At 70.3% G+C, this 21,602-nt stretch carries 22 protein-coding genes; 10 read left to right on the top strand and 12 right to left on the bottom strand.

The window, feature by feature from the left end:
• Window positions 1-81 precede the first annotated feature (81 nt).
• From lptB to VBO01S_RS24585, 3 genes are read left to right on the top strand one after another with little or no spacing between them, the layout of a single operon-like run.
• Window positions 82-876: an LPS export ABC transporter ATP-binding protein gene (gene lptB, locus VBO01S_RS24595; protein ID WP_062480328.1), complete on the top strand. Its 795-nt coding sequence runs from the start codon at window positions 82-84 to the stop codon at window positions 874-876.
• 17 nt (window positions 877-893) lie between these two features.
• Window positions 894-2,483 (top strand): RNA polymerase factor sigma-54, encoded by a 1,590-nt coding sequence (gene rpoN, locus VBO01S_RS24590; RefSeq protein ID WP_062480326.1) that lies wholly within the window; start codon window positions 894-896, stop codon window positions 2,481-2,483.
• A gap of 10 nt (window positions 2,484-2,493) precedes the next feature.
• Window positions 2,494-4,110: a phospholipase D family protein gene (locus tag VBO01S_RS24585; protein ID WP_062480324.1), complete on the top strand. Its 1,617-nt coding sequence runs from the start codon at window positions 2,494-2,496 to the stop codon at window positions 4,108-4,110.
• 67 nt (window positions 4,111-4,177) lie between these two features.
• Here the strand turns inward: VBO01S_RS24585 and VBO01S_RS24580 are convergent, their stop codons facing one another.
• From VBO01S_RS24580 to VBO01S_RS24555, 6 genes are all read right to left on the bottom strand, one after another.
• Window positions 4,178-4,624, bottom strand: coding sequence for a hypothetical protein (locus tag VBO01S_RS24580; RefSeq protein ID WP_062480322.1), 447 nt, complete (start codon window positions 4,622-4,624; stop codon window positions 4,178-4,180).
• 173 nt (window positions 4,625-4,797) lie between these two features.
• The gene (locus VBO01S_RS24575) at window positions 4,798-5,442 is read right to left on the bottom strand and encodes a LysE family translocator (protein WP_062480320.1); all 645 of its coding nucleotides are present in this window, start codon (window positions 5,440-5,442) and stop codon (window positions 4,798-4,800) included.
• Window positions 5,443-5,467: 25 nt separating this feature from the next.
• On the bottom strand, window positions 5,468-6,100 hold the full coding sequence (locus VBO01S_RS24570; protein WP_062480318.1) for a YceI family protein: 633 nt from the start codon (window positions 6,098-6,100) through the stop codon (window positions 5,468-5,470).
• A 38-nt stretch (window positions 6,101-6,138) separates the two neighbouring features.
• Window positions 6,139-6,723, bottom strand: a complete 585-nt coding sequence (locus VBO01S_RS24565; RefSeq protein WP_062480316.1) for a YceI family protein — start codon at window positions 6,721-6,723, stop codon at window positions 6,139-6,141.
• Window positions 6,720-7,331 (bottom strand): cytochrome b, encoded by a 612-nt coding sequence (locus VBO01S_RS24560; protein WP_062480330.1) that lies wholly within the window; start codon window positions 7,329-7,331, stop codon window positions 6,720-6,722. The genes VBO01S_RS24565 and VBO01S_RS24560 overlap by 4 nt, the downstream gene beginning before the upstream one ends.
• Before the next feature lie 82 nt (window positions 7,332-7,413).
• A complete protein-coding gene (locus tag VBO01S_RS24555; protein ID WP_062480314.1) occupies window positions 7,414-9,237 on the bottom strand; it encodes an ATP-binding response regulator in 1,824 nt (607 codons plus the stop codon).
• Between the two features lie 81 nt (window positions 9,238-9,318).
• Between VBO01S_RS24555 and VBO01S_RS24550 the strand changes: the two genes are divergently transcribed.
• Window positions 9,319-10,572 carry a THUMP domain-containing class I SAM-dependent RNA methyltransferase gene (locus VBO01S_RS24550; RefSeq protein ID WP_062480312.1) on the top strand — a complete coding sequence of 418 codons (1,254 nt, stop codon included), beginning with the start codon at window positions 9,319-9,321 and terminating at the stop codon, window positions 10,570-10,572.
• A gap of 1 nt (window position 10,573) precedes the next feature.
• Here VBO01S_RS24550 and VBO01S_RS24545 read toward each other — a convergent pair whose 3' ends face one another.
• Together VBO01S_RS24545 and VBO01S_RS24540 are read right to left on the bottom strand one after the other, a co-directional pair.
• Entirely contained in the window at window positions 10,574-10,888 is a 315-nt protein-coding gene (locus tag VBO01S_RS24545) for a DMT family transporter (protein WP_062480310.1), read from the bottom strand.
• 14 nt (window positions 10,889-10,902) lie between these two features.
• Entirely contained in the window at window positions 10,903-11,841 is a 939-nt protein-coding gene (locus VBO01S_RS24540; protein ID WP_062480308.1) for a DMT family transporter, read from the bottom strand.
• Between the two features lie 121 nt (window positions 11,842-11,962).
• On the opposite strand from VBO01S_RS24540, the gene VBO01S_RS24535 reads away from it, so the two are divergent.
• Window positions 11,963-12,874, top strand: coding sequence for a LysR family transcriptional regulator (locus VBO01S_RS24535; protein WP_062480306.1), 912 nt, complete (start codon window positions 11,963-11,965; stop codon window positions 12,872-12,874).
• Window positions 12,875-12,928: 54 nt separating this feature from the next.
• Window positions 12,929-13,354 carry a PIN domain-containing protein gene (locus VBO01S_RS24530; protein ID WP_062480304.1) on the top strand — a complete coding sequence of 142 codons (426 nt, stop codon included), beginning with the start codon at window positions 12,929-12,931 and terminating at the stop codon, window positions 13,352-13,354.
• 16 nt (window positions 13,355-13,370) lie between these two features.
• Here the strand turns inward: VBO01S_RS24530 and VBO01S_RS24525 are convergent, their stop codons facing one another.
• The gene (locus VBO01S_RS24525) at window positions 13,371-14,276 is read right to left on the bottom strand and encodes a BUD32 family EKC/KEOPS complex subunit (protein WP_062480302.1); all 906 of its coding nucleotides are present in this window, start codon (window positions 14,274-14,276) and stop codon (window positions 13,371-13,373) included.
• Complete coding sequence (locus tag VBO01S_RS24520) at window positions 14,273-15,973, bottom strand: FMN-binding glutamate synthase family protein (RefSeq protein ID WP_062480301.1); 1,701 nt, start codon at window positions 15,971-15,973, stop codon at window positions 14,273-14,275. Before VBO01S_RS24520 ends, VBO01S_RS24525 begins: the two co-directional genes overlap by 4 nt.
• A 69-nt stretch (window positions 15,974-16,042) precedes the next feature.
• Between VBO01S_RS24520 and VBO01S_RS24515 the strand changes: the two genes are divergently transcribed.
• Together VBO01S_RS24515 and VBO01S_RS24510 are read left to right on the top strand one after the other, a co-directional pair.
• The gene (locus VBO01S_RS24515) at window positions 16,043-16,837 is read left to right on the top strand and encodes a UPF0149 family protein (RefSeq protein WP_062480299.1); all 795 of its coding nucleotides are present in this window, start codon (window positions 16,043-16,045) and stop codon (window positions 16,835-16,837) included.
• Between the two features lie 368 nt (window positions 16,838-17,205).
• A complete protein-coding gene (locus tag VBO01S_RS24510) occupies window positions 17,206-18,393 on the top strand; it encodes an MFS transporter (protein WP_062480297.1) in 1,188 nt (395 codons plus the stop codon).
• On the opposite strand, the gene VBO01S_RS24505 is transcribed toward VBO01S_RS24510, so the two are convergent.
• Together VBO01S_RS24505 and VBO01S_RS24500 are read right to left on the bottom strand one after the other, a co-directional pair.
• Window positions 18,383-18,706: a GNAT family N-acetyltransferase gene (locus VBO01S_RS24505; protein WP_062480295.1), complete on the bottom strand. Its 324-nt coding sequence runs from the start codon at window positions 18,704-18,706 to the stop codon at window positions 18,383-18,385. The two genes, VBO01S_RS24510 and VBO01S_RS24505, sit on opposite strands and share 11 nt — an antisense overlap.
• Complete coding sequence (locus VBO01S_RS24500; RefSeq protein WP_062480293.1) at window positions 18,703-19,200, bottom strand: nuclear transport factor 2 family protein; 498 nt, start codon at window positions 19,198-19,200, stop codon at window positions 18,703-18,705. The genes VBO01S_RS24505 and VBO01S_RS24500 overlap by 4 nt, the downstream gene beginning before the upstream one ends.
• 193 nt (window positions 19,201-19,393) lie before the next feature.
• Here VBO01S_RS24500 and VBO01S_RS33285 point away from each other — a divergent pair, with 193 nt between their 5' ends.
• Together VBO01S_RS33285 and VBO01S_RS24490 are read left to right on the top strand one after the other, a co-directional pair.
• On the top strand, window positions 19,394-20,158 hold the full coding sequence (locus tag VBO01S_RS33285; RefSeq protein WP_062480292.1) for a helix-turn-helix transcriptional regulator: 765 nt from the start codon (window positions 19,394-19,396) through the stop codon (window positions 20,156-20,158).
• Window positions 20,159-20,275: 117 nt separating this feature from the next.
• The gene (locus tag VBO01S_RS24490; protein WP_235926903.1) at window positions 20,276-21,469 is read left to right on the top strand and encodes an Acg family FMN-binding oxidoreductase; all 1,194 of its coding nucleotides are present in this window, start codon (window positions 20,276-20,278) and stop codon (window positions 21,467-21,469) included.
• Window positions 21,470-21,602: the final 133 nt, after the last annotated feature.

Below are 21,602 nucleotides of genomic sequence, written 5' to 3'. Positions count from 1 at the left end.
GGCCCCGGCACCCACCCCCGCGCCCGGCGCCGGGCTGCGCCCGACCACCACGCTGGGCGGCACCGAAGGGGAAGGGCGCAAGTGATCGAAACCGCAGGAACCCAGGCCGCCGACGGCATTCCGGGCAGCCGCCTCGTGGCGCGCGGCCTCAAGAAGAGCTACGGCAGCCGCACGGTCGTGAAAGACGTCTCGCTCGATGTGCAAAAGGGCGAGGTCGTCGGACTGCTCGGCCCCAACGGCGCGGGCAAGACCACCTCGTTCTACATGATCGTCGGGCTGGTGCGCGCCGACGCCGGCGAGATCACCATCGACGGCGAGCCCATCGCCCACATGCCCATTCACCGCCGCGCGCGCATGGGCCTGAGCTACCTGCCGCAGGAAGCCTCGATCTTCCGCAAGCTCACGGTCGAGGAAAACGTGCGTGCCGTGCTCGAGCTGCAGCGCGAGCCCGACGCCAACGGCCGCATGATGCCGCTGACCAAGCAGCACACCGAAGAGCGCCTGGCCGACCTGCTGGCCGACCTGCGCGTGGACCACCTGCGCGATTCGCCCGCGCTCGCGCTGTCGGGCGGCGAGCGTCGCCGCGTTGAAATTGCACGCGCGCTGGCCACCCAGCCGCGCTTCATCCTGCTGGACGAGCCCTTCGCCGGCATCGACCCGATCGCGGTGATCGAGATCCAGCGGATCATCAGCTTCCTGAAAGAGCGCGGCATCGGCGTGCTCATCACCGACCACAACGTGCGTGAGACGCTGGGCATCTGCGATCACGCGTTCATCATCAGCGACGGGCACGTGCTGGCACAAGGCACACCCTCGGAGATCGTCGACAACGCCGAGGTACGCAGGGTGTACCTGGGCGAGCACTTCCGCATGTAAGGGAGGGTCGGGTCTCCATGAAGCAAGGGCTGTCCCTTCGCGTCTCGCAGCATCTGGCGCTGACGCCACAGCTGCAGCAGTCCATTCGCCTGCTCCAACTCTCCACGCTCGAACTGAGCCAGGAAGTGGAGCAGATGCTGGACGAGAACCCGTTCCTCGAACGCACCGCGGAAGAAGCGGCGCGCGAGGAATTCGGGCTGGACACGGCCGATGCGCCGGTGCCGCGCGACGACGCGGGCGAGGGCGAGGCCGAGTTCACGCCGTCCGCCGCCAGCACTTCCTCCACGTCCAGCGACACCAGCACCTCGACCCCCGACACCGACGGCCCCGCCGCCGAGATCGCCGAGCGCGAGCCCGACTGGGAAGGCGACGGCACCGTCGACATGGCGCCCGACGACAGCGAGTGGGGCAGCGATGCGCCCGCGCGCCAGAACAACCTGGGCGACGACGAGCGTGCCGACGCCACCGAACTCGCGCGCAGCCAGGAGTCGCTGCAGTCCTTCCTGCACCGCCAGGCGCTGAGCCTGCGGCTCAATGAAAACGACTGCGCCGCGCTGCGCTTCCTGATCGAGTCGCTCAACGACGACGGCTACCTCGAAGACTCGCTGCCCGCGCTGGCTTCGGGCCTGGCGGGCGACGACAACGACCAGTTCGACGACCTCGTGCACCACTTCCAGGTGGCGCTGGGCCTGCTGCAGAGCCTGGAGCCGGTGGGCGTCGGCGCGCGCGACCTCGGCGAATGCCTGAGCATCCAGCTGAAGGCGCTCGCCAGCGAAGACGAGACCGAGGCCGAAGCGCTCGTGCGCAAGACCGCCATCGCGATCTGCAAGCAGCCGATGGAGCTGCTCGCGCGGCGCGACTTCAAGCGCCTGGCCACGCTCACGCGCACCAACGAAGACCTGGTGCGCTCGGCGCTGCAGGTCATTGCGCGGCTCGAACCCAAGCCGGGGCGCCGCTTTGTCGACGTCGAGCGCAACATCGTCATCCCCGACGTGATCGTCACCAAGACCGGGCGCGGCACCAACGTGAAGTTCCGCGTCATGCTCAACCCCGAGGTCATGCCGCGCCTGCGCGTGCACGACATCTACGCCGGCGCGCTCAAGTCGCACAAGGGCGAGGGCAGCCAGGCGCTGTCGCAGCGGCTGCAGGAGGCGCGCTGGTTCATCAAGAACATCCAGCAGCGCTTCGACACCATCCTGCGCGTGAGCAACGCCATCGTCGAGCGCCAGAAGAGCTACTTCGTGCACGGCGAGCTGGCCATGCGCCCGCTGGTGCTGCGCGAGATCGCCGACGAGCTGGGCCTGCACGAGTCGACCATCTCGCGCGTGACCACCGCCAAGTACATGGCCACGCCCTTCGGCACGGTCGAGCTGAAGTACTTCTTCGGTTCGGCGCTGGGCACCGAGACCGGCGGCAACGCGTCGAGCACCGCGGTGCGCGCGCTGATCAAGCAGTTCGTGAGTTCCGAGAGCATCAAGAAGCCGCTGTCCGACAGCCAGATTTCCGAGATGCTGAAAGAGCAGGGCATCGAGTGCGCGCGCCGCACCGTCGCCAAGTACCGCGAAGCGCTGCGCATCGCGCCCGCCAATCTGCGCAAGGCCCTGTAGAAGACCGACGATGACGAGCCGCCTGCTGTCGCGCTGTGGGCACTGGGTGGTCGTCATCGCGGCGGCGCTGCTGTTTGCCGGCTGTGCCACGCTGCCCGACGAGGCACCGCGCCCGCCCACCAAGGCCATCGCCGTCTCGGCCGACACCGCGCTCGGCAAGATCGCGCTGGCCTCGCAGCCCGACCCCGACCTCAGCGGCTTTCGCCTGATGCCCGGCGGCGACTTCGCCTTCGACACGCGGCTGCAGCTGGCGCGCCGCGCGCAGCGCACGCTCGACGTGCAGTACTACCAGATCGAGAACGACGAGACCGGCCGCTACCTGCTGCGCACCCTGCGCGATGCGGCCCAGCGCGGCGTGCGCGTGCGCCTGTTGATGGACGACCTCTACACGTCCGGCGAAGACGAGTTGCTGCTCGGCCTGGCCGCCACGCCGAACGTGGAGCTGCGCCTGTTCAATCCGTTCCCGGCCGGGCGCGGCAGCCTGCTCAAGCGCTTCACCGCCTCGCTCTTCGACTTCAGCCGCGTCAACCGCCGCATGCACAACAAGCTCTTCATCGCCGACGGTGCGATGGCGGTGGCGGGCGGGCGCAACATCGGCAACCAGTACTTCCGCCGCACCACCGGCCCGAACTTCATCGACCTCGACACCTTCGTGACGGGCGCGCTGATCCCGCGCCTGGGCGTGCTGTTCGACCAGTACTGGAACAGTCCGCACGTGCGCCCGATCGGCGCGGTCGTGCACACCGACCTGCCGCGCGAAGAACTGCAGCGCCGCTTCGACGCCGCCACCGGCCCCGACACCACGCCGCCGCCGCCCAAACCTGCGCCCAACGACCTGCTCGGCTACAGCCCGGTGGCCGACGACCTCGACGCCGGCAAGCTCGGCCTGATCTGGACCACCGCCGAGGCGTATGCCGATTCGCCCGACCGCGTGATCGGCAAGACCGCGTCGTACGGCGGCGTGCCGCTGCTCGACGTCGATAGCGTGCGCTACAACGTGGTCGAGCAGATGCGCCGCGCACGCAGCGAGGTGACGCTGGTCTCGCCCTACCTGATCCCGGGCGCGTCGGGGCTGGAGGTGATGCGCGAGATCCGCGGGCGCAACGTGAAGATCAGCGTGGTCACCAACTCGCTCGCCGCCACCGACGAGCCGCTGGTGCACACCGCCTACCGCCGCTACCGCGCCGACATGCTGGCGCTGGGCGCCGAGCTGCACGAGCTGAGTTCCGCGCGCACGCGGCGCAGCGTGCGGCTGGGTTTGTTCGGCACGTCGGTGGGCCGGCTGCATGCCAAGTCGGCGGTGATCGACCAGCGCATCCTGTTCGTCGGCTCGATGAATTTCGATCCGCGCTCCGAGGTCCACAACACCGAGATCGGCCTGTTCATCCGCAGCCCCGAGATGGCGCAGCAGACCCTGAAGCTGCTCGATGTGCTCAAGCAGCAGGGCGCCTACCGGCTGCGCTTTGCCGAAGGCGCCGATGCGGGCGCAGTCGGCTCGCGGCGCATCGAATGGGTCAGCGAGGAAGGCGGCAAGACCACCGTGCTGCACGAAGAACCCGACTCGGGCTTCTGGGACCGCACCATGCTCGAGCTGCTGGCGCCGCTCACGCCCGAGAGCTTGCTGTAGCGCAGCGGTGCTTCGCGAAAGGCTTTGCAAGCATGGCGCTGCCGCAGATGGTCGCTGGCGGCGAGCCTCAACGCGGGAGCGGTGGCTTTTCGGGAGTCGCGCAGGTCATTTGAGACTTCGGGACACGAAATCTCGTCTCGACCGTATCGAACCAGGCCATGTAAGAGCGCACGGAGTGTTCGTCGATCTCAAGAATCTCATCGCAGAATGAAAAGCCGGGCCCAATGATCGGGTTGCTGCTCGCAGTGATCACGGCGCAGATGCGATTGCCCTGAATCTTGTAGCGCATTGCCGCGGTGTAGGGCTCCTTGCTTTCAGGAAAAGCCCCACAAAAGGAGCTTGTGCCGTCGACGTATTCGTCATACCCATGGCACGTTTTTCCACCGTCATCGGAGTTGCACCACACGCCCTGCAGGGCCCTGTTCAGATCTTCGTCCTGTAGCGTCGCGGAAGAGGACTGTGTTGCAACAACCGTGAGAGCGGCGGCGATCAGGAGTTGGTGGACGAATGGCATGCGATTGGCTTGATGACGAAGCTGGACCTGGAAGCGGGACCATAGCCGTTGCCGATTGAAAACAACCCGGCTGCCGCGCACATCCCCTCAAGAAATCCAGACCGCGTGAAGAAAGACGCGGCTTCCCCCGGGCGCATTGCCCGGAGCCGGCATCGCCGGTCGAACCTGATCGATCAGGTGCCGCGCACGGCCGACCACACCAGCCGCAGGCCCAGCAGGCCCATCACGCCGCCGGCCGCACGGTCGATCCAGGTCTTGTAGCGCAGGTAGGCGGCGCGCGGCGCGGCCGAGGACAGCGCCAGCGCGACGATCGCGTACCAGCCCGTCTCGATGCAGAAGATCACGGCCGGCACCGCGAGCGCCAGCACCAGCGGCACCTCGCGCGGCAGGAAGGCCGCGAAGATGCTGGCGTACACCACCGCCGTCTTCGGGTTGCTGACCTGCGTGGCCAGGCCGAGCAGGAAGGTGCGTCCGCTGCGGCCTTGCTGGCGCGGCGAGGCGTCCGTGTCGGGCGTGATCGCGAGTGGCTGCCGCGCGCCGCGCCAGATGCGAAAGCCCAGGTAGATCAGGTAGGCGCCGCCGAAGGCCTTGATCGCGAGGTACAGCGCCGGCACCGCGAGGAACGCTGCCTGCAGCCCGGCCAGCGCTGCGATGGAGAACGCCAGCCCGCCAGCGCCCATGCCCAGGGCCGCCGCGAGCCCGTCGCTGCGCGAGGCCACGGCCGTGCGCGCCACCATGACGAAGCTCGGGCCGGGGCTCATCGCGCCCACGGCCATGGCGCCGGCGATGCCGAGCAGGGAAAGGGTGGTGTCCATCATCGCGTGGCTCCTGGTGTCGTCGTCATTACTGCACGTTCACGGCTTCGACCTGCACCAGCAGCTTTACCTTGTTCTCGAAGCCGAAGTTCAGGCCCCAGGTGATGCCCCAGTCGCTGCGCTGCACGGTGGCCTCGAAGTCGCCGCCGCAGACCTGGCGGTTGATCAGCGGATTCAGGTAGCAGTTGAAGCGCACGGCCTTCAGCGTCACCGGCTTGGTCTGGCCCATGAGCGTGAGCGTGCCGGGCACGTCGGTCACCTTGTCGCCGCTGAAGTCGATGCGCTCGGCCACGAAGCGGCCGGTGGGGAATTCGGCCACGTTGAAGAAGTCCTTGCTCTGCACGTGGCGGTTGAGCAGGTCGACGCCGGTGTTGATGGAGCTGATGTCCATCGTGATGTCGACCTTGCCGCTGGCGCCGGTGCCGTCGATCTGCACCGAACCGTCCTTGGTGCTGAAGCGGCCGCGGTTGGTGGTGGTGCCGTAGTGGCCCATCTCGTACATGACGAAGGTGTGGGTCGGGTCGATCACGTAGCTGGCGTTCTTGACCGGCCCGCCCGCGGGCTTGGCGGCCAGCGGCGGCGCGGTGTATTCCTGGGCCGTTGCGGCCAGCGGCAGGGCCGCGCCCGCACACAGGACCGCGGCGAAGAAGAGCTTGTTCATGGCAAGGGAAGAAGGATGCATGGGAAATGAAATCGTCGTCACAGCGGCCCGAGGCCCGCGAGCGTCAGCTTGAAGCGCACCTGCACCTCGTTGCCGACCACCGAGGTGTCGGTCCATTCGCCGTCGCCCACCTTGTAGTCGAGCCGCTGGATCGTGAGGGTGCCCGTGGCGACCGAATACGCGCCGCCCGACGACACGATGCTCACGGGCACCGTCACGTACTTGCTGACGCCCTTGATGGTGAGCTTGCCGGCCATCTCGAAGCGGCCCTCGCCCAGCGCCTTGATGGCGCTCGAGCGGAAGCTGGCCTGCGGGAAATGCGCGGTGTCGAACCAGGTCGGCTTGGGCAGCTCGGCATCGCTCATGGGCACGCCGAAGCCGGCGCTGGCGGTGTCGATCTGCAGCACGACCGAGCCGCCCTCGGGCTTCTTGGGGTCGAAGGCGACCTGCGCGTCGAAGCGCTTGAAGCTGCCTTCCACCGGCACGCCCATCTGCTTGCTGACGAAGGCGATCTGGCTCTTCTCTGGAACCAGTTTGGCAGTGGTGGCCGGCATGGGCTCGGCCGCGGCGTGCAGCGCGAGGCCGAGGAGGGCGGCGGTGCCCCACAAAAGACGGGTCGTCATCCGGCGGATTCCTTGCGTGGCGCGGGCCACATGCGTTGCAACAGACCGTCGTGGTCGATCCAGTGGTGCTTGAGCGCCGCCGCCACGTGCAGCAGCGTGACGCCGGCCAGCAGGAAGGCGCTGCGCTGGTGCAGCGGCTTGAGCACGGCCTCGGCGAAGTCCTTGTCGACCGCCACCAGGTCGGGCAGCGGCAGCAGGCCGAACCACACGACCGGCACGCCCATGCCCGAGCTGTAGGCCCAGCCGAACAGCGGGACCGCGAAGAACAGCAGGTACATCAGCGCATGGCTGATGCGGTGGGCGGCCCGCTGCCAGGTCGGCATGGCCGCCAGCACCCGCGCCGACAGCGGCGGCGGGCGGTGCGTGAGGCGCCACAGCAGCCGCAGCGCCGACAGCAGGAGGATGGTGATGCCGGCCCACTTGTGCCAGCTGTAGAGCTTCAGGCGCTGCGGCGAGAAGGGCAGGCCCGTCATGTAGAGCCCGACGCCGAGCGAGCCGACGATCATCGCCGCGAGCAGCCAGTGCAGGGCCATCGCGACCCGCCCGTAGCGGGGCTCGCGCAGGGCGGCGGCGCCAACGGCAGGGGCGGAAAGTGGTTCGACGGGCATCGGGGCAGGGGCGGCGGCGGCCTGTGCGCGGAGCATAGCTCGGAAGCGATGACACCGCAGCGGGGCCGGCCCTCGCCGAGCGCTACGTCGACGACGGCGGTTGTTGCTGCTGCTGGGCTCGCAGCAGCACGCGCCGCAGCGCGTCCGGCTGCACCGGCTTGCGCAGCGCGTGCCAGCCGCGCGTGGCGGCCAGCTGCTGCGTGGCTTCGGTGATGTCGGCCGAGATCAGCGCGATCGTCAGCGCGGGCTTGCGCTGCGCCAGCCGCTCGGCCAGCGCGATGCCGTTGAACGCACCGGGCAGGCGGATGTCGCACAGCGCCACGTCGAGCGCGTCCAGGTCGGCCAGCGCGAGCGCCTCGGCGGCGCTGGCGTAGATGCGCGGCGCCACGTGCCAGTGCCGCAGCAGCGCCGAGAGGCTGTCGGCCACCACGATGTTGTCTTCGACCACCAGCACGGCGAGGCCGGGGCGCAGCACGGCGTCGGCGTCGGGCTCGTCCAGCGCCACGGAGGGCGCGGGCGCCGGCACGGCCGCGGCACCGGGGCGGGCCGCCGGCAGCTCGAAGCTGAAGACCGAGCCCTTGCCCGGCGCCGAGCGCAGCGCGACCTCGATGCTCAGCTGCCCCGCCAGCCGCCGCACGATCGCCAGCCCCAGGCCGTGGCCGTGCTGCAGGTTGCGCTCCACGTTGCCGACCTGCTCGAAGTCGTCGAACACGCGCGTCTGCGATTCGGCCGCGATGCCGATGCCGCTGTCGCGCACCTCGACGCGCCACGCGCGCCCGGTGTCGGTGCCGGGCCGGCGGCGCGCCCGCACGGCCAGCAGCACGCGCCCGCGCGGCGTGAACTTGAGGGCGTTGTCCAGCAGGTTGGAGAGCACGCGGCGCAGCGCCACCGCGTCGGTCCAGGCCACCGCCTCGGCCGGGCAGCGCACCGCGACGCGGCCTTCGCCGGCCTGGCGCGCCAGCTCGTTCAGCAGCGGCGCCAGCGCCACCGCCGCCGGGCGCAGCGGATCGACCGCGGCTTCGATGCGGCCGATCTCGAGCAGCTGGTTGGTCAGGCCCTCGAGCGCCTGCTGCGCGCGCGAGAGCGAGGCCACCGTGTGCTGCACCGCCGCGCTGTCGGTGCCGTGCTGCAGCTGCTGGCGCAGCACCTCGGCCTGCAGCCCGATGGCCATCACCGGCTGGCGCAGGTCGTGGTTGGCCGCCGAGAAGAAACGCAGCCGCTCGGCCTGGGCCTGCTCGGAGGCGCGCAGGCCGGCCAGCGCCTGTTCGCGCAGCGTGCGCTCGTTCAGGCGCAGGCCGATGTTCTCCTCGAGCTGGCGCGAATGGTCGGCCACCAGCTTCCACATCATCGCGGTCAGGCCGATGCCGATCACCGCGACCGCCATCATCACCGGCGCCCCGAGCCACAGGCCCGTGACGATCACCGGCGCCAGCAGCAGCGTGATGGCCAGCTGCGTGGCCGGCGTGTAGAACGACACCGAGAACGCCGACGACAGCGTCATGCCCATGAGGATGAGGCCCAGCAGCAGTTGCAGGTCGGGCCGCTCGGGGTTGAACAGCAGCACGCCGGCCAGGCCGTGCGCCAGCTCCCAGATGGCCGTGCGCAGCGTGTGCTGGCGCTGCGCGGTGCGCAGGGTGGCGGGCGTGAAGGGCTCGGGCAGGCGCTGGGGAAAGAAGCCGCGCATCACCGTGACGCCGGTGACCAGCGCCAGCCACACCAGCGCGCGCACCGGCGAGAACTGCCAGGCGAACAGCGCCGCCACGCCGCAGTTGAGCAGGTACTGCACCAGCAGCACCGGCCCGAGCGGGCGGATCGACAAGCGCAGCACTTCGCACTGGATCGCGAAGCGGTGGTCGCCGTCGCGGGCGTCTGCCGGGGGGGCCGCGGAGGCGGGGGTGGGCGTCATGGGCAAATCGACTATATAGAGAAGGCCCCAGCCCCGGCGACAATGGGGGCCCTTAGCGGGCTTCCCGATGGCCGACTTTCCGTGAACGATCTCTCATTTTTCCTGCCTTGCGCCGCCGGCGTCGAGGAATTCCTTGCCCAGGAGGTGCATGCCCTGACCGGCCGTGCCGGGCAGGACCTGCTCACCCTGCGCGGCGGCGTGCGCGTGCGCGCCGACTGGCGCGACGGCCTCAAGCTCAACCTGCACAGCCGGCTCGCGCAGCGCGTGCTGGTCGAACTGGCCCATGGGCCGTACCGCAACGAGAACGACCTGTACGCCATCGCCAACGGCGTGGCCTGGGAGATCTGGTTCACGCCCAAGCAGACCTTCAAGATCGAGACCACGGCCCAGCACAGCCCGCTGCAGAGCCTGAACTTCGCCACCCTGCGCATCAAGGACGCCGTGGCCGACCGCTTCCGCGCCAAGGCCAACGGCGTGCGCCCGAGCATCGAGACCCAGTGGCCCGACTGCCGCATCTTTGCGCACCTGACCACCGACAGCTGCACGCTGTACATCGACACCTCGGGCGAGCCGCTGTTCAAGCGCGGCTGGCGCCAGGACAAGGGCGATGCCCCGCTGAAGGAAACCCTGGCCGCCGCCATGCTGGCCGCCAGCGGCTGGTGGAACCCCGAGACCGGCGAGGTCGCGAAGGCCCCGCTGTACGACCCCTGCTGCGGCAGCGGCACCATCGCCATCGAAGCCGCGCAGATCGCCAGCGGCATCGCGGCGGGCTCGCTGCGGCGCTTCGGCTTCGAGAAGCTGCTGCCGTTCCAGGCGCATGTCTGGGCGGCCATCAAGAATGAAGCCGCCAACGCGCAGCATGCGAGCGCCATCGCCGTCTTCGGCTCCGACGTCTCGCACCGCATGGTCGACTTTGCCGAGCGCAACGCCGAACGCGCGGGCGTGGCCGGCGCCATCGAGTTCCGCGGCGGCGACGCCCTGCAGCGCATGCCGCCGGCCGAGGGCGGCGTGATCATGCTCAACCCGCCGTACGGCGAGCGCATCGAGGTCGGCGGCGTGGCGCGCTTCGGCGCCCGCGAAGCCGCCCAGACCCCGGGCGATGGTGAAGGCGGCGACGGCGGCGATTTCTTTCCGCAGCTCGCCACCCACTGGAAGAAGAACTACGCGGGCTGGACCGCCTGGGTGCTCACGCCCGACCTGAAGCTGCCCAAGCAGATGCGCCTGAAGGAGTCGCGCCGCGTGCCGATGTGGAACGGCCCCATCGAATGCCGGCTGTTCCGTTTCGACATGGTGCGGGGCTCGAACCGGGCCGCGCCGCAAGACGCGCCCACCTGAACTAGCTCTGCAGCTTCAGGCCCGCAATGCCCAGGAAGATCAGCGCGATGCACACCAGCCGCAGCGGCGCCGCGCTCTCCTGGAAAAAGAAGATGCCGATCAGCGTGACGCCGATGGCGCCGATGCCGGTCCAGATCGCGTAGGCCGTCCCGACCGGCAGCGTCTTCATCGCGGCGGTGAGCAGCACGATGCTCGCCAGCGCGGCGCCCAGGCCCAGCGCGCCGGCGCCGGGGCGCTCCCAGCCCGCCGCGGCCTTCAGCGCGAGGGCCATCACGATCTCCACCAGTCCGGCGGCAAGCAGAAGAAACCAGGCCATGGCGTTCGCTCCTTTCACAGCAGCTTGATGATGGCCACGCCGAGCAGCAGCACGGCCACGCCCGCCATGCGCAGCCCCGACACCGGGCGCTGCGGCAGCCGGAACCAGCCGTAGCGGTCGACGAACACCGACGCCACCTGCTGCCCCGCCACCGTCAGCCCGACCGCGGCCGCGGCGCCGATGGCCGGGATCGCCGTGAACACCGTCGTCACATAGGCCGCGCCCGCAAAACCGCCGAGCCAGCCCCACCACGGCATGCCGCGCAGCGCCGAGCCTTGCGGTGCGGCCGCCGCAGGGGCAGGCGCCCGCCGGAACAGCGTCACGAGCAGCAGCGCCAGGGCCATCGCCAGCGTCGCCACGAAGAAGCTCACCGCGCCCACCGCGAAGGGTGCGCCCAGGTCCTGCCGCAGCAGCCCGTTGACCACGCCCTGCACCGGCAGCACCGCGCCGGCCAGCAGCGCCAGCACGATCCAGCCCGCCTTGCCTGCCAGCGCCTGGCGCAGGCTGCCGGCCTGCCCGGCGACGATGGCCCCGGCCCCGAGCAGCACCGCCAGCGTGCCGCCGGTCATGGCCGGTGTCAGCGCCTTCGGGGCCACGCCGAGCAGGCCGAAGGTGTCGAGCGCGAACGAGGCCAGCATCTGCCCCGCGATGAACAGGCCGACCGCCACCACCGCGCCCAGGCGCGGAAACAGCAGGATGGTCGAGACCACGTAGAAGGCGCTGGCCGTGCCGCCGATCACGTGCCACCACGGCACGCCCGGCAGGCCGGCCAGCGCCGTCAGCGTGCCCGTGGCGAGCGCCACCGCCAGCAGGGCCAGCGTGCCGACCGACAGCTGCAAGGTCGTGGCGGTGAACGGGCTGCCCGTGGCCTTGGAGAGCTGGGCGTTGGCGCCGGCCTGCACCGCGAGCAGGCCCCCGGCGACGAGCGAGGCGGGAATGAAAAACGCGTCCATGGTGGTTCGACCTCCGTGTGGTGTGGATGCGGGGCAGGCGAATCGCGGCCCCTTGCGGACGACTGTAGGATCGGCACGTTTGCAAAGCCATTCGAAAAAATCGCATCCGGGATATGCATAAATGCAGGACGCAGACTGGGACGACTTTCGCGTGTTCCTGGCCGTCGGCCAGGCCGGCTCGCTCTCCGGCGCCGCGCGCCAGCTGGGCGTGAACCACTCCACCGTGCTGCGGCGCCTGGGCGCGCTCGAGGCACGCATGGCGGTGCGCCTGTTCGACCGCCTGCCCGCCGGCTACGCGATGACGCTGGCCGGCGAGGCGCTGCGCGAGCGCCTGCAGGGCGTGGGCGAGCAGATCGACGCCGCGCAGCGCCACCTCATGGGGCTCGACCTGCGGCTGACCGGCGTCATCCGCATCACCAGCACCGACACCTTCATGGCCGGGCTGCTCGGGCCGATCCTGGCGGACTTCCGGGCGCTGCACCCGGGCATCGAGCTGCAGGTGGTGATGAACAACCTGTTCCTGAGCCTGACCAAGCGCGAGGCCGACGTGGCGATCCGCCCGACCAACGCCCCGCCGGACCACCTGGTCGGGCGCCGGGCGGGGCGCCTGCAGACGGCGGTGTATGCGTCGAAGGCCTACCTCGCGAAGCACCCGACGGCGACACCGCTGGCTGCGCACGACTGGGTTGCGCCCGACGAGGGCCTGTCGCACCTCCTGCAGGCCAAGTGGCTGCGCGAACAGGTGCCGCCAGCGCGGATTGCGGCGCGCGTCGACAGCCTCGTGGGCATGACGCAGCTCGTGAAGCGCGGCCTGGGCCTGGGCATGCTCCTGTGCATGCTGGCCGACGCGGAAGACGAGCTGGTGCAGGTCGAGCCGCCGCGGGAGGCGCTCGACACGCAGGTCTGGGTGCTGACGCATCCCGACCTGAAGGAGGTGGCGCGGATCAAGGCCTTCACCGACTTTGCCTACGCGCGGCTCGTCGCCGACGCGAAGGTGCTGGCGATGCCTTCAGGGCGGCCGGCGGCGCGCTAGAAGCCCGGGCGCCGCATGGTGCAACATCGGCGATAGACAGATTTCACGCGACCCATGACCTTGCCAGCCCCCGACCTCGTCGTCATCGACACCAACATCGCGCTCGACCTGCTGGTCTTCGAAGACCCGGCCTGGGCGCCGCTGGTCGACGACCTCGCACGCGGCGCGCTGCGCTGGCTGGCCACGCCCGCGATGCGCAGCGAACTGGAACGCGTGCTGGGCTACCCGCTGATCGCCCGGCGCATGGCGCAGCGGGAGCTGACGATTCCGGTGGTGCTCGCGGATTTCGATGCGCGCGTGCAGCTGGTGACCGAGGTGCCGGCGCGCGCGCCCTGCGTGTGCAGCGACCCGGACGACCAGGTGTTCATCGACCTGTCCGTGGCGCACGGGGCGCAGCTGTTCAGCAAGGACAAGGCGGTGCTGTCGATGAAGAAGCGGCTGGCGCTGCGCGGGGTGGCGGTGCGCTCGGCGCTGGCCTAGGCCACGCCGATCTGACTCAGGCCTTGTTCAGCTCGTACCACTGCCCTAGCAAGCGCGCGACGGCCCGCACGCGCTGCGTGTCCCGTCCCCAGCGCCGGCTGGCCGGCAGCTTCTGCGCCCACTTCATGCGCCGCGCCGCGTTCGCGATGCGCTCGCGCACTTCTTCGTTCACGCTGCTCAGTGCCGCGTGCCAGTGCTGGCCCGCGGCCTGCGGCGCGGCGGCCTCGAGCATCATGGCCGTGGAGTGCAGGTAGCTCAGCCAGTCGCGGGCCTGGCATTCGGCCAGGGTCATGACCTCGGAGGGGTCGTCCTCGAAATCGATGTAGCCGATCACGCCGTCAGGGCACTGCACGAGGTTGCGGTCGAAGGCCTGGCTCAGGTGCTGGCCGCACAGGTGCACGGCGGCGATGGCGGCCAGGCCCTCGCGCCACACGGCGAGCAGGGCAGCGGGGCCGGCGGCGGCGGCCTGGTCGATGCGCTCCTGCAGCACCACGGTGGCACGGCCGCTTTCGCCGAGGTCGGAAATCAGCAGCCCGTCGGCCTGCTGCGCCAGCACGATCGGCACGCGCAGGCCTGCGGCGGCCAGTTGCTTCAGGCGCCGTGCCTCGGTGGCGATGGCGGCCTCGCCGCCCGGATTGGGCACGGGCTTGATCACGTCGAGGCCGGCCAGCCGCGCGGCCAGTGCCATCACGCGGTAGCCCCATTTGCCATGGCGTGGGCCGGCCTTCTTGAGCCAGACGCGCTCGCTGCCGAAGCGGTGGCTGGCCACGTTCTTGGCCTGCCTGGGCAGGGTGACGCGCAGGAACTCGGCGTAGTCGCCGGGCGCCGAACCCGGGGCGTCGTCGAGCGGCGCGGGCGCCGACGCGGCGCCCCGTTGGCTGTACAGGCGCGTCGCGGCGCCTCCTCGTCTCAGTGGATTCATGCGGCCATGGCGAAGCCCGGCGCCAGCAGCCCGTGCGGGCCCTGCGTCACGGGCTGGAAACTCTGTGCACTGGCCAGCGGCCAGTAGGTGCGGAAAACGGTGTGCTGGTGGTCCAGCGGCCCGAGCAGCGCGCCGGGCTGCACCTGCATCACCAGGTTGCTCAACAGGCGCACCTCGGTGTCGGAGATGCGGCGCACGATGTGGTGCGCGGTGATCTGCTGCGGATGATCGAGGCCCGCGGCCTGCACCAGCTCCTGCAGCGCATGCAGCGTGCTGCGGTGGAAGTTGCGCACCCGGTCGGCCTTGGTCGGCACCACCAGCGCCTGCTGGCGCACCGGGTCCTGCGTGGTCACGCCGGTGGGGCAGTGGCCGGTGTGGCAGCTCTGGGCCTGGATGCAGCCCAGCGCCATCATGAAGCCGCGCGCCGCGTTGCACCAGTCGGCGCCCAGCGCCATCATGCGCGCAACGTCGAAGGCGGTAATCACCTTGGCGGCGCAGCCGATCTTGATGCGGTGGCGCAGGTTCACGCCGATCAGCGTGTTGTGCACCAGCAGCAGGCCCTCCTGCAGCGGCGCGCCCACGTGGTCGCTGAACTCGACCGGCGCCGCGCCGGTGCCGCCTTCGGCGCCGTCGACCACGATGAAGTCGGGCGTGATGCCGGTGGCCTGCATCGCCTTGACGATGCCGAACCATTCCCACGGGTGGCCCAGGCAGAACTTGAAGCCGGTCGGCTTGCCGCCCGACAGCTCGCGCAGCTTCGCCACGAAATGCATCATCTCGGTCGGCGTGGAGAACGCGCTGTGCGACGAGGGCGAGACGCAGTCCACGCCCACCGGCACGCCGCGCGCCGCCGCGATCTCGGGCGTGACCTTGGCCGCCGGCAGCACGCCGCCGTGGCCGGGCTTGGCGCCCTGGCTGAGCTTGATCTCGATCATCTTCACCTGCGGGTCGCGCGCGTTGGCGGTGAAGCGCTCGGCGTTGAAGGTGCCGTCGTCGTTGCGGCAGCCGAAGTAGCCCGAGCCGATTTCCCAGATCAGGTCGCCGCCGTGCACGCGGTGGTGCTGCGAGATCGAGCCTTCGCCGGTGTCGTGCGCAAAGCCGCCCATCTGCGCGCCCTGGTTGAGCGCGAGGATGGCGTTGGCCGACAGCGCGCCGAAGCTCATCGCCGAGATGTTGAACACGCTCGCGCTGTAAGGCTGCGTGCAGACCTGCGCCAGGTTCGCATCGGCCGGCTGCGGCGTGCCGCCGATCACGATGCGGAAATCGTGCCCGTCCAGCTTCGTGGGCTGCATCGAGTGGTTGATCCACTCGTAGCCCGCGGCCGACACGTTCAGCTGCGTGCCGAAGGGCCGGTTGTCGGGCTCGCCCTTGGCGCGCTGGTACACCAGCGAGCGCTGGGCGCGCGAGAAGGGCGCGGCCTCGGCGTCGCTCTCGATGAAGTACTGGCGGATCTCGGGGCGGATGAATTCGAGCAGAAAGCGCAGGTGCCCGATGACCGGGTAGTTGCGCAGGATGGCGTGGCGCGCCTGGCGCAGGTCGTGCACGCCGGTGCCGGTGAGCACCGCGAAAGCGGCCACGCCGATCCACGCGAGCCACAGGTGCGGCGAGGCCAGAACCAGCGCCAGGCAGGCGACCAGACCCAGCACACACAGGACGAACGCGCTGTAGCGTGCGGGAAACGGAATAATCGTGGGCATAGTCATCAGATGTCGGCTGGAGCCTGCTGCATCATAGAGGGCTGCCCCCAACCTGCCATGACTGCTGCCATGACGACCACACCCGACACCCCCGATACCCCTGACACCGCCCTGGCCGCCTCCTCGCAAGCCCTGGGCCCCGACGATTTCGACGCCCTCGACAGCGCGCTCGACGCCATGCGCGAGCACGACGAGGAAATTCCCCAGTGGGAGTTCTGCGAAGGCTTCATGGCCGCGCTGATCTGCACGCGCCGCCCCATCGACCCCACCGAATACTGGCCCGTGCTGCTGGGCGACCACTTCGTGCCGGCCCAGCACATGGAGTTCGTCTGGAACTGGAAGCGCCGCTGGCGCGAGATCGAGGAAGGCCTGGACGCGCCCGTCGAATCGCTCGAGGACGAGCGCAGCTGGCAGCCCGAAGTGCTCGACACCCGAGGCGCCATCGCCTCGCTGCCCGAGGAAGAACGTGCCGAGATGGCCGCCGAAGAGATCCCTTCGTTCGCCCAGGTCTGGGCGCTGGGCTTCATGTACGCGGTCGAGAACTGGCCCGAAGACTGGGCCGCGCCGCGCGACAAGGAAGCCGCGCAGATGCTCGACGACGCGCTCGACAACATCGTCGCGCTGACCGAGGACGACACCGCCAAGCCCACGCTGTCGATGTACGATGAGAACGGCCCGCCCAGCGTGAGCCAGCAGCGCCTGGACGACTTCGGCGCCGCGATCTGGGCGGTGTACGACCTGCGCCAGCTCTGGAAGAGCCTGGGCCCGAAGGTCGAGACGATCCGGAAGGAAGCCACGCCCGGGCGCAACGATCCGTGCCCGTGCGGCAGCGGCAAGAAGTACAAGAAGTGCCACGGTGAGTGACTGGGTTTCTTCCCAGCTCTCGCATGGAGCGCGGTGTTCAGGGCGCGCTCCCGCCGACGGGGTACCTTGCTCCGCGAATGTCCTCCGCCCTTCGGGCTCCCCCTTGATTTCGCTGCGCAAGGCACCCCATCGGCGTGAGCGTTGGGCAGCGCGGCCGTTGATCGGCGAGCACGCCACCGCCACTTCCCGTGCGCAGGACACTGGGTGCTTCCCGCAGCGAAATCAAGGAGGAGGGGCGAAGCCCCGGGGGACATTCGCGGAGGGAAGTACCCGGTGGCCTGTGCACGCGCCCTGAACAGCAGCCCCAAGAACACGAACACCTCATGAGCCCTGCAGCACAGCCCCTGACACCCCGAGCCGCCTGGGTCATGGTCCTCGCCCTCTGCGCAGGGGTTGCGCTCAGCCAGGCCTTCCGCACCGTCGGCGCCATCATGGCAAGCCCGCTGCAGTCGGACTTCCACCTTTCGGCTCAAGCCCTCGGGATCTTCTCGGGGGCTTTTCACTTTGCGTTCGGCGCGATGCAGCTCTTCATGGGCATCGGCATCGACCTGCACGGCGTGCGCCGCACCGTGCTCGTGGCCTTTCCCGTCGCGATCGCGGGTGCACTGCTGTCGGCCGTGTCGCCGAACTACCTCGTGCTGGTGGCCGGGCAGGCGCTGATCGGCGTCGGCTGCGCGCCGGCCTTCCTGGTGTGCACGGTGTTCATCGCGCGGCACTTTCCGGCGGCGCGTTTCGCCACCGTGTCGGGCCTGGTGCTGGCCATCGGCGGCCTGGGCATGCTGGCCACCGGCACGCCGCTCGCGTGGCTGGTGCAGGCCTACTCGTGGCGCGCGGGCTTCCTGGTGCTTGCACTGGCGTCTGCGCTGGCCTGGCTCGCGATCTGGCGCTGGGTGCACGAGCCCGCGTCGGCTGTGCCGCAGCAGAAAGAGTCGATTCCCGAAGCCGTGCGCCAGTTCGGCGCGCTGTTCGCGATGCCGCACACGCTGGGCATCATGGTGCTGGGTGCGGTGACGTACGCGGCCTTCATCTCGCTGCGCGGGCTGTGGCTGGGGCCGCTGATGATGGAGCGCCACGGCTACTCGCTGGTGCAAAGCGGCAACGTCGCGCTCGCGGTGTCGGTGATCGCGCTGTTCGGCTCGCCGCTGTTCGGCCGCTTCGACCGCGACGGCGCCGCGCGCCGCCGCTGGATCGTGGCCTGCGGCCTTTTCTACGCCGGCCTGTTCGCGCTCATCGCCGTGGTGCATTCCGCCTGGCTGGACATCGCGGGCATGGTGCTCATCGGCGTGCTCTCGGGCTTCATCGTCTGGCAGTACGCCGACGTGCGCGTGGCCTACCCGGCCGCGCTCACGGGCCGCGCGATGGCCGTCTTCACCATGGCGATGTTCCTGGGTGTCGCGTTCATGCAGTGGGGCACGGGCGTGGCGGCCTCGGTGGCCGCGGCGCACGGCGGCGATCCGCTGACCGCCGTGCTGGCGGTCATTGCCGCGCTGCTGGTGATCGGCATCGCCGCCTTCGCGTGGCTGCCCGCGCCGAAGGCGGCCTCCGTCAGATCTTGAAGGCGCGCTGGATGTCCGGGCGCACGAGGTCGGCGTACTCGCGGTGCTTGCGGATGTAGCCCGCGATGAACTGGCACACCGGAATCACATGCCGCCCGTTGGCGCGCGCCTCATCGAGCACGTGCCTCGCAATGCCCGAGCCCACGCCCTTGCCTTCATGTTCGGGCAGCACCTCGGTGTGCGTGAACAGGATCGCGTCGGTCAGCAGGTTGTACTCGGCATAGGCCGCGAGCTTGCCGTCGAGCGAGGCTTCGTAGCGGTGCTGCGCTTCGTTGTTCGTGAAGGTGAGGGCGGTCGAGGAAGAAGTGGTCATGAGGGTTGGCGTGCAAGAAAAGTGGCGAGGTTGGCGGCGGCGGTGGCGCGCACCTTGTTGCGCAGCATCGGCGTCCAGCCCAGCAGCAGGCCCGGCGTGCCCAGCGCCTGCCGCGACCAGGTCCAGAACGGGAAGCTGTCGCGGTGCGTGGCGATCAGGCCGTCGGGCGTGAAGGTGAAGCGCGCGTCGATGCTGTTGTCGACCAGGCGGCCGGTGGAGCTGAAGCGGTAGTGGGCGTCCCAGTGCGCGCTGCCCGTGCGGGCGTCGGCCTGCACGTCGCGCCAGCTCAGGCGCCACACGTCGGCGCCCTTGGCCTTGGTGGCTTCGCAGAGCATGCGCCACATGCCGCCGATCTCGCGCCGGCCGCGCAGCGAAAAGGCCTCGTCGTCGAACACCGCGTCGGGCGCGTAGCAGGCGGCCATGGTGCCGGCGTCGAGTTGCGAGAACGCGCTGTAGAAGCGCTCGATGGTCGGGGCGTGGGTGGCAGCGGTCATGGGGCCTCGGGATGGGTGGTCCCAGATCATCGCCGGGATGCGGCGCGCAAGGAAGCGCATGGGTGATTCCGGGTGTCCCGCATTAACATGCGCCCCGATGCCGGTCCTTGCAGGGCCGGTGCCCTGGCGGTGGCCGCAGAAAAACCAGAACCACAGCGCTGCGCCCGCCGCCACAACCCGAGGGGACGCATCCATGGCCGAGGTGATCAACGACTGGCAGTTCGTCGAGGCCGTCATGGCCGCCCGCACGCTCGAGGAGGTCGCGCAGGTCAACCGCCGCGCGATGCGGGCGATGGGCTTCAACCACGGCGCCTACGTGCTCAAGCGCCCGGTGCCCGCGCCCCGTGCCGACACCCCCGCGCAGGACGCGCTGGTGTTCTTCCACGACCTGCCCCCGGCGTGGGCCCGCACCCGCTACGAGTCGCTGCGCAGCAGCGCCGGCGAGCAGGCCGACGCCCGCGTGCAGCATGTGCGCGCCGGCATGCCGGCCACCGCATGGAGCTGGCTCGGGCAGGTGAGCCACACGCGTGCCGACATCGGGCAGCGTGCCCGCGGCCTGCTGCGCAGCGCCGGCGAGCACGGGCTGAAGGCGGGGCTGACCGTGCCGCTGTGGACGCCCGGCATCGACTGGGCCTTCATGACCCTGACCACCGACGCCACCGCCGACCTGCGCGAACTGCGTGCAACGTTGGCGCCGATGAACTACTTCGCCTCCTGCCTGCATTCGACCGTGCGCCGGCTGCAGGGCGACGCGAAGGTGCCGGTGCTGAGTGCGCGCCAGCGCGAGGTGCTGCACTGGGTGGCCGTGGGCAAGTCGACCTGGGAAATCTCCGAGATCCTGCACATCAGCGAACGCACCGTGTACTTCCACCTCGTGGGCGCCGCCCGCAAGCTCGACACGCAGGGCCGCACCGCCACCTGCGCGCGGGCCCTGGCGCTGGGCCTGCTCACGCCCTGAGCCGACCCACCCCTGTCGGAAACGACAGGGGGCCGCGTGGCGTCGCGCGGGGCGGTGCTGCAATCGGCCACGGGCAGGCCGTGTGTCACGCGCCCGATGCTTCAACCGATCGAGCCCATGAGAGAACGCAGAAATTTCGTGCGCCTGCTGGGCGGCGGCCTCGCGGTGGCGGCGGGCGCCACGGCCCTGGCCACCTGGTGGCTCCACGCCGACGTGCCGGCCGCCGCCTTCGAGATCTGGAACGGCCCGGGCGACGAGCCCGACGTGCGCAAGCGCGCCGTCGCCTATGCCGTCACCGCGCCCACGGCCTACAACGGCCAGCCGTGGCGGGTCGACCTGCGCGAGCCCGACGCCATCGTGCTGCACGCCGACCGCGCCCGCGTGCAGCCCGCCACCGACCCCTTCGGCCGCCAGCTCATGATCGGCCACGGTGCGTTCATCGAGCTGCTGGTGATGGCGCTGGCCCAGCAGGGCGTGCAGGCGCGCGTGCAGCTGTGGCCGCAGGGCGAGCTGGTGGGCGATGCGCCGCAGCAGTGGCCCGACCTGCCGGTGGCGCGCCTCACGCTGTCGCGCGGCGGCACGCCCGATCCGCTGTTCGCGCAGGTGCTGCGGCGGCGCACGCCCAAGCAGCGCTTCGACACCGGACGCGCGGTGTCGGCCGACATGCTGCAGGGACTCACCGCGGCCGTGGCCTCGGGGGCGGGCGGGGGCGTGCAATCGGCGGGCACGGTCGACATGGCCCGCGTGCTGCCGCTGCGCAAGCTGTGCGCGGCGGCGGCGCGCGTGGAGCTGGTCACGCCCCACACCGCGCGCGAGAACCTGCGCCTGCTGCGCATCGGGCCGCAGGAAATCCTGGCGCACCGCGACGGCTTCTCGCTCAACGATCCGGCGCTGCGCATGGCGGTCGCGCTGGGGCGCTTCGACCGCGAGGTGCCGGCCGCCGAAGACAGCCTGTCGTTCCGGCAGACGCTGCGGATGTTCGAGGACCAGGCCCACACGGCGATGGGCTTCGTCTGGATCAGCACCGGCGGCAACAGCCGCAGCGAGCAGATCGCCGCGGGCCGCGCCTACGTGCGTCAGCAGCTGCGCGCCACCGACCTGGGCCTGGGCATGCAGCCCATGAGCCAGCCGCTCGAGGAATTTCCGGAGATGGCGCCGCACCACGCGGCGGCGCACGACATGCTGATCGGCGCCGCGCCGTCGCGCCATGCGCGCAGCCCGACCGTGCAGATGATGTGCCGCCTGGGTTTTCCGACGGCGCCGGTGCCGCCCGCGCCGCGCCGGCCGGTCGGCGATTTCATGCAGGCCTGAACAGCCCGCGCGCGATCAGCGCGCCAGCAGCTGGACCAGCGTCTGCAGCGCGTAGTGCACCGTGGCCGCGCGCACCGTGGCGCGGTCGCCGTCGAAGCGCCGGCGCTCGGTGCGCACCTGCCCGTCGACCGAC

It is taken from the genome of Variovorax boronicumulans NBRC 103145 (assembly GCF_001591345.1).
Lineage (GTDB): Bacteria > Pseudomonadota > Gammaproteobacteria > Burkholderiales > Burkholderiaceae_C > Variovorax > Variovorax boronicumulans.
This window is presented reverse-complemented; position numbering and strand designations above follow the sequence as displayed.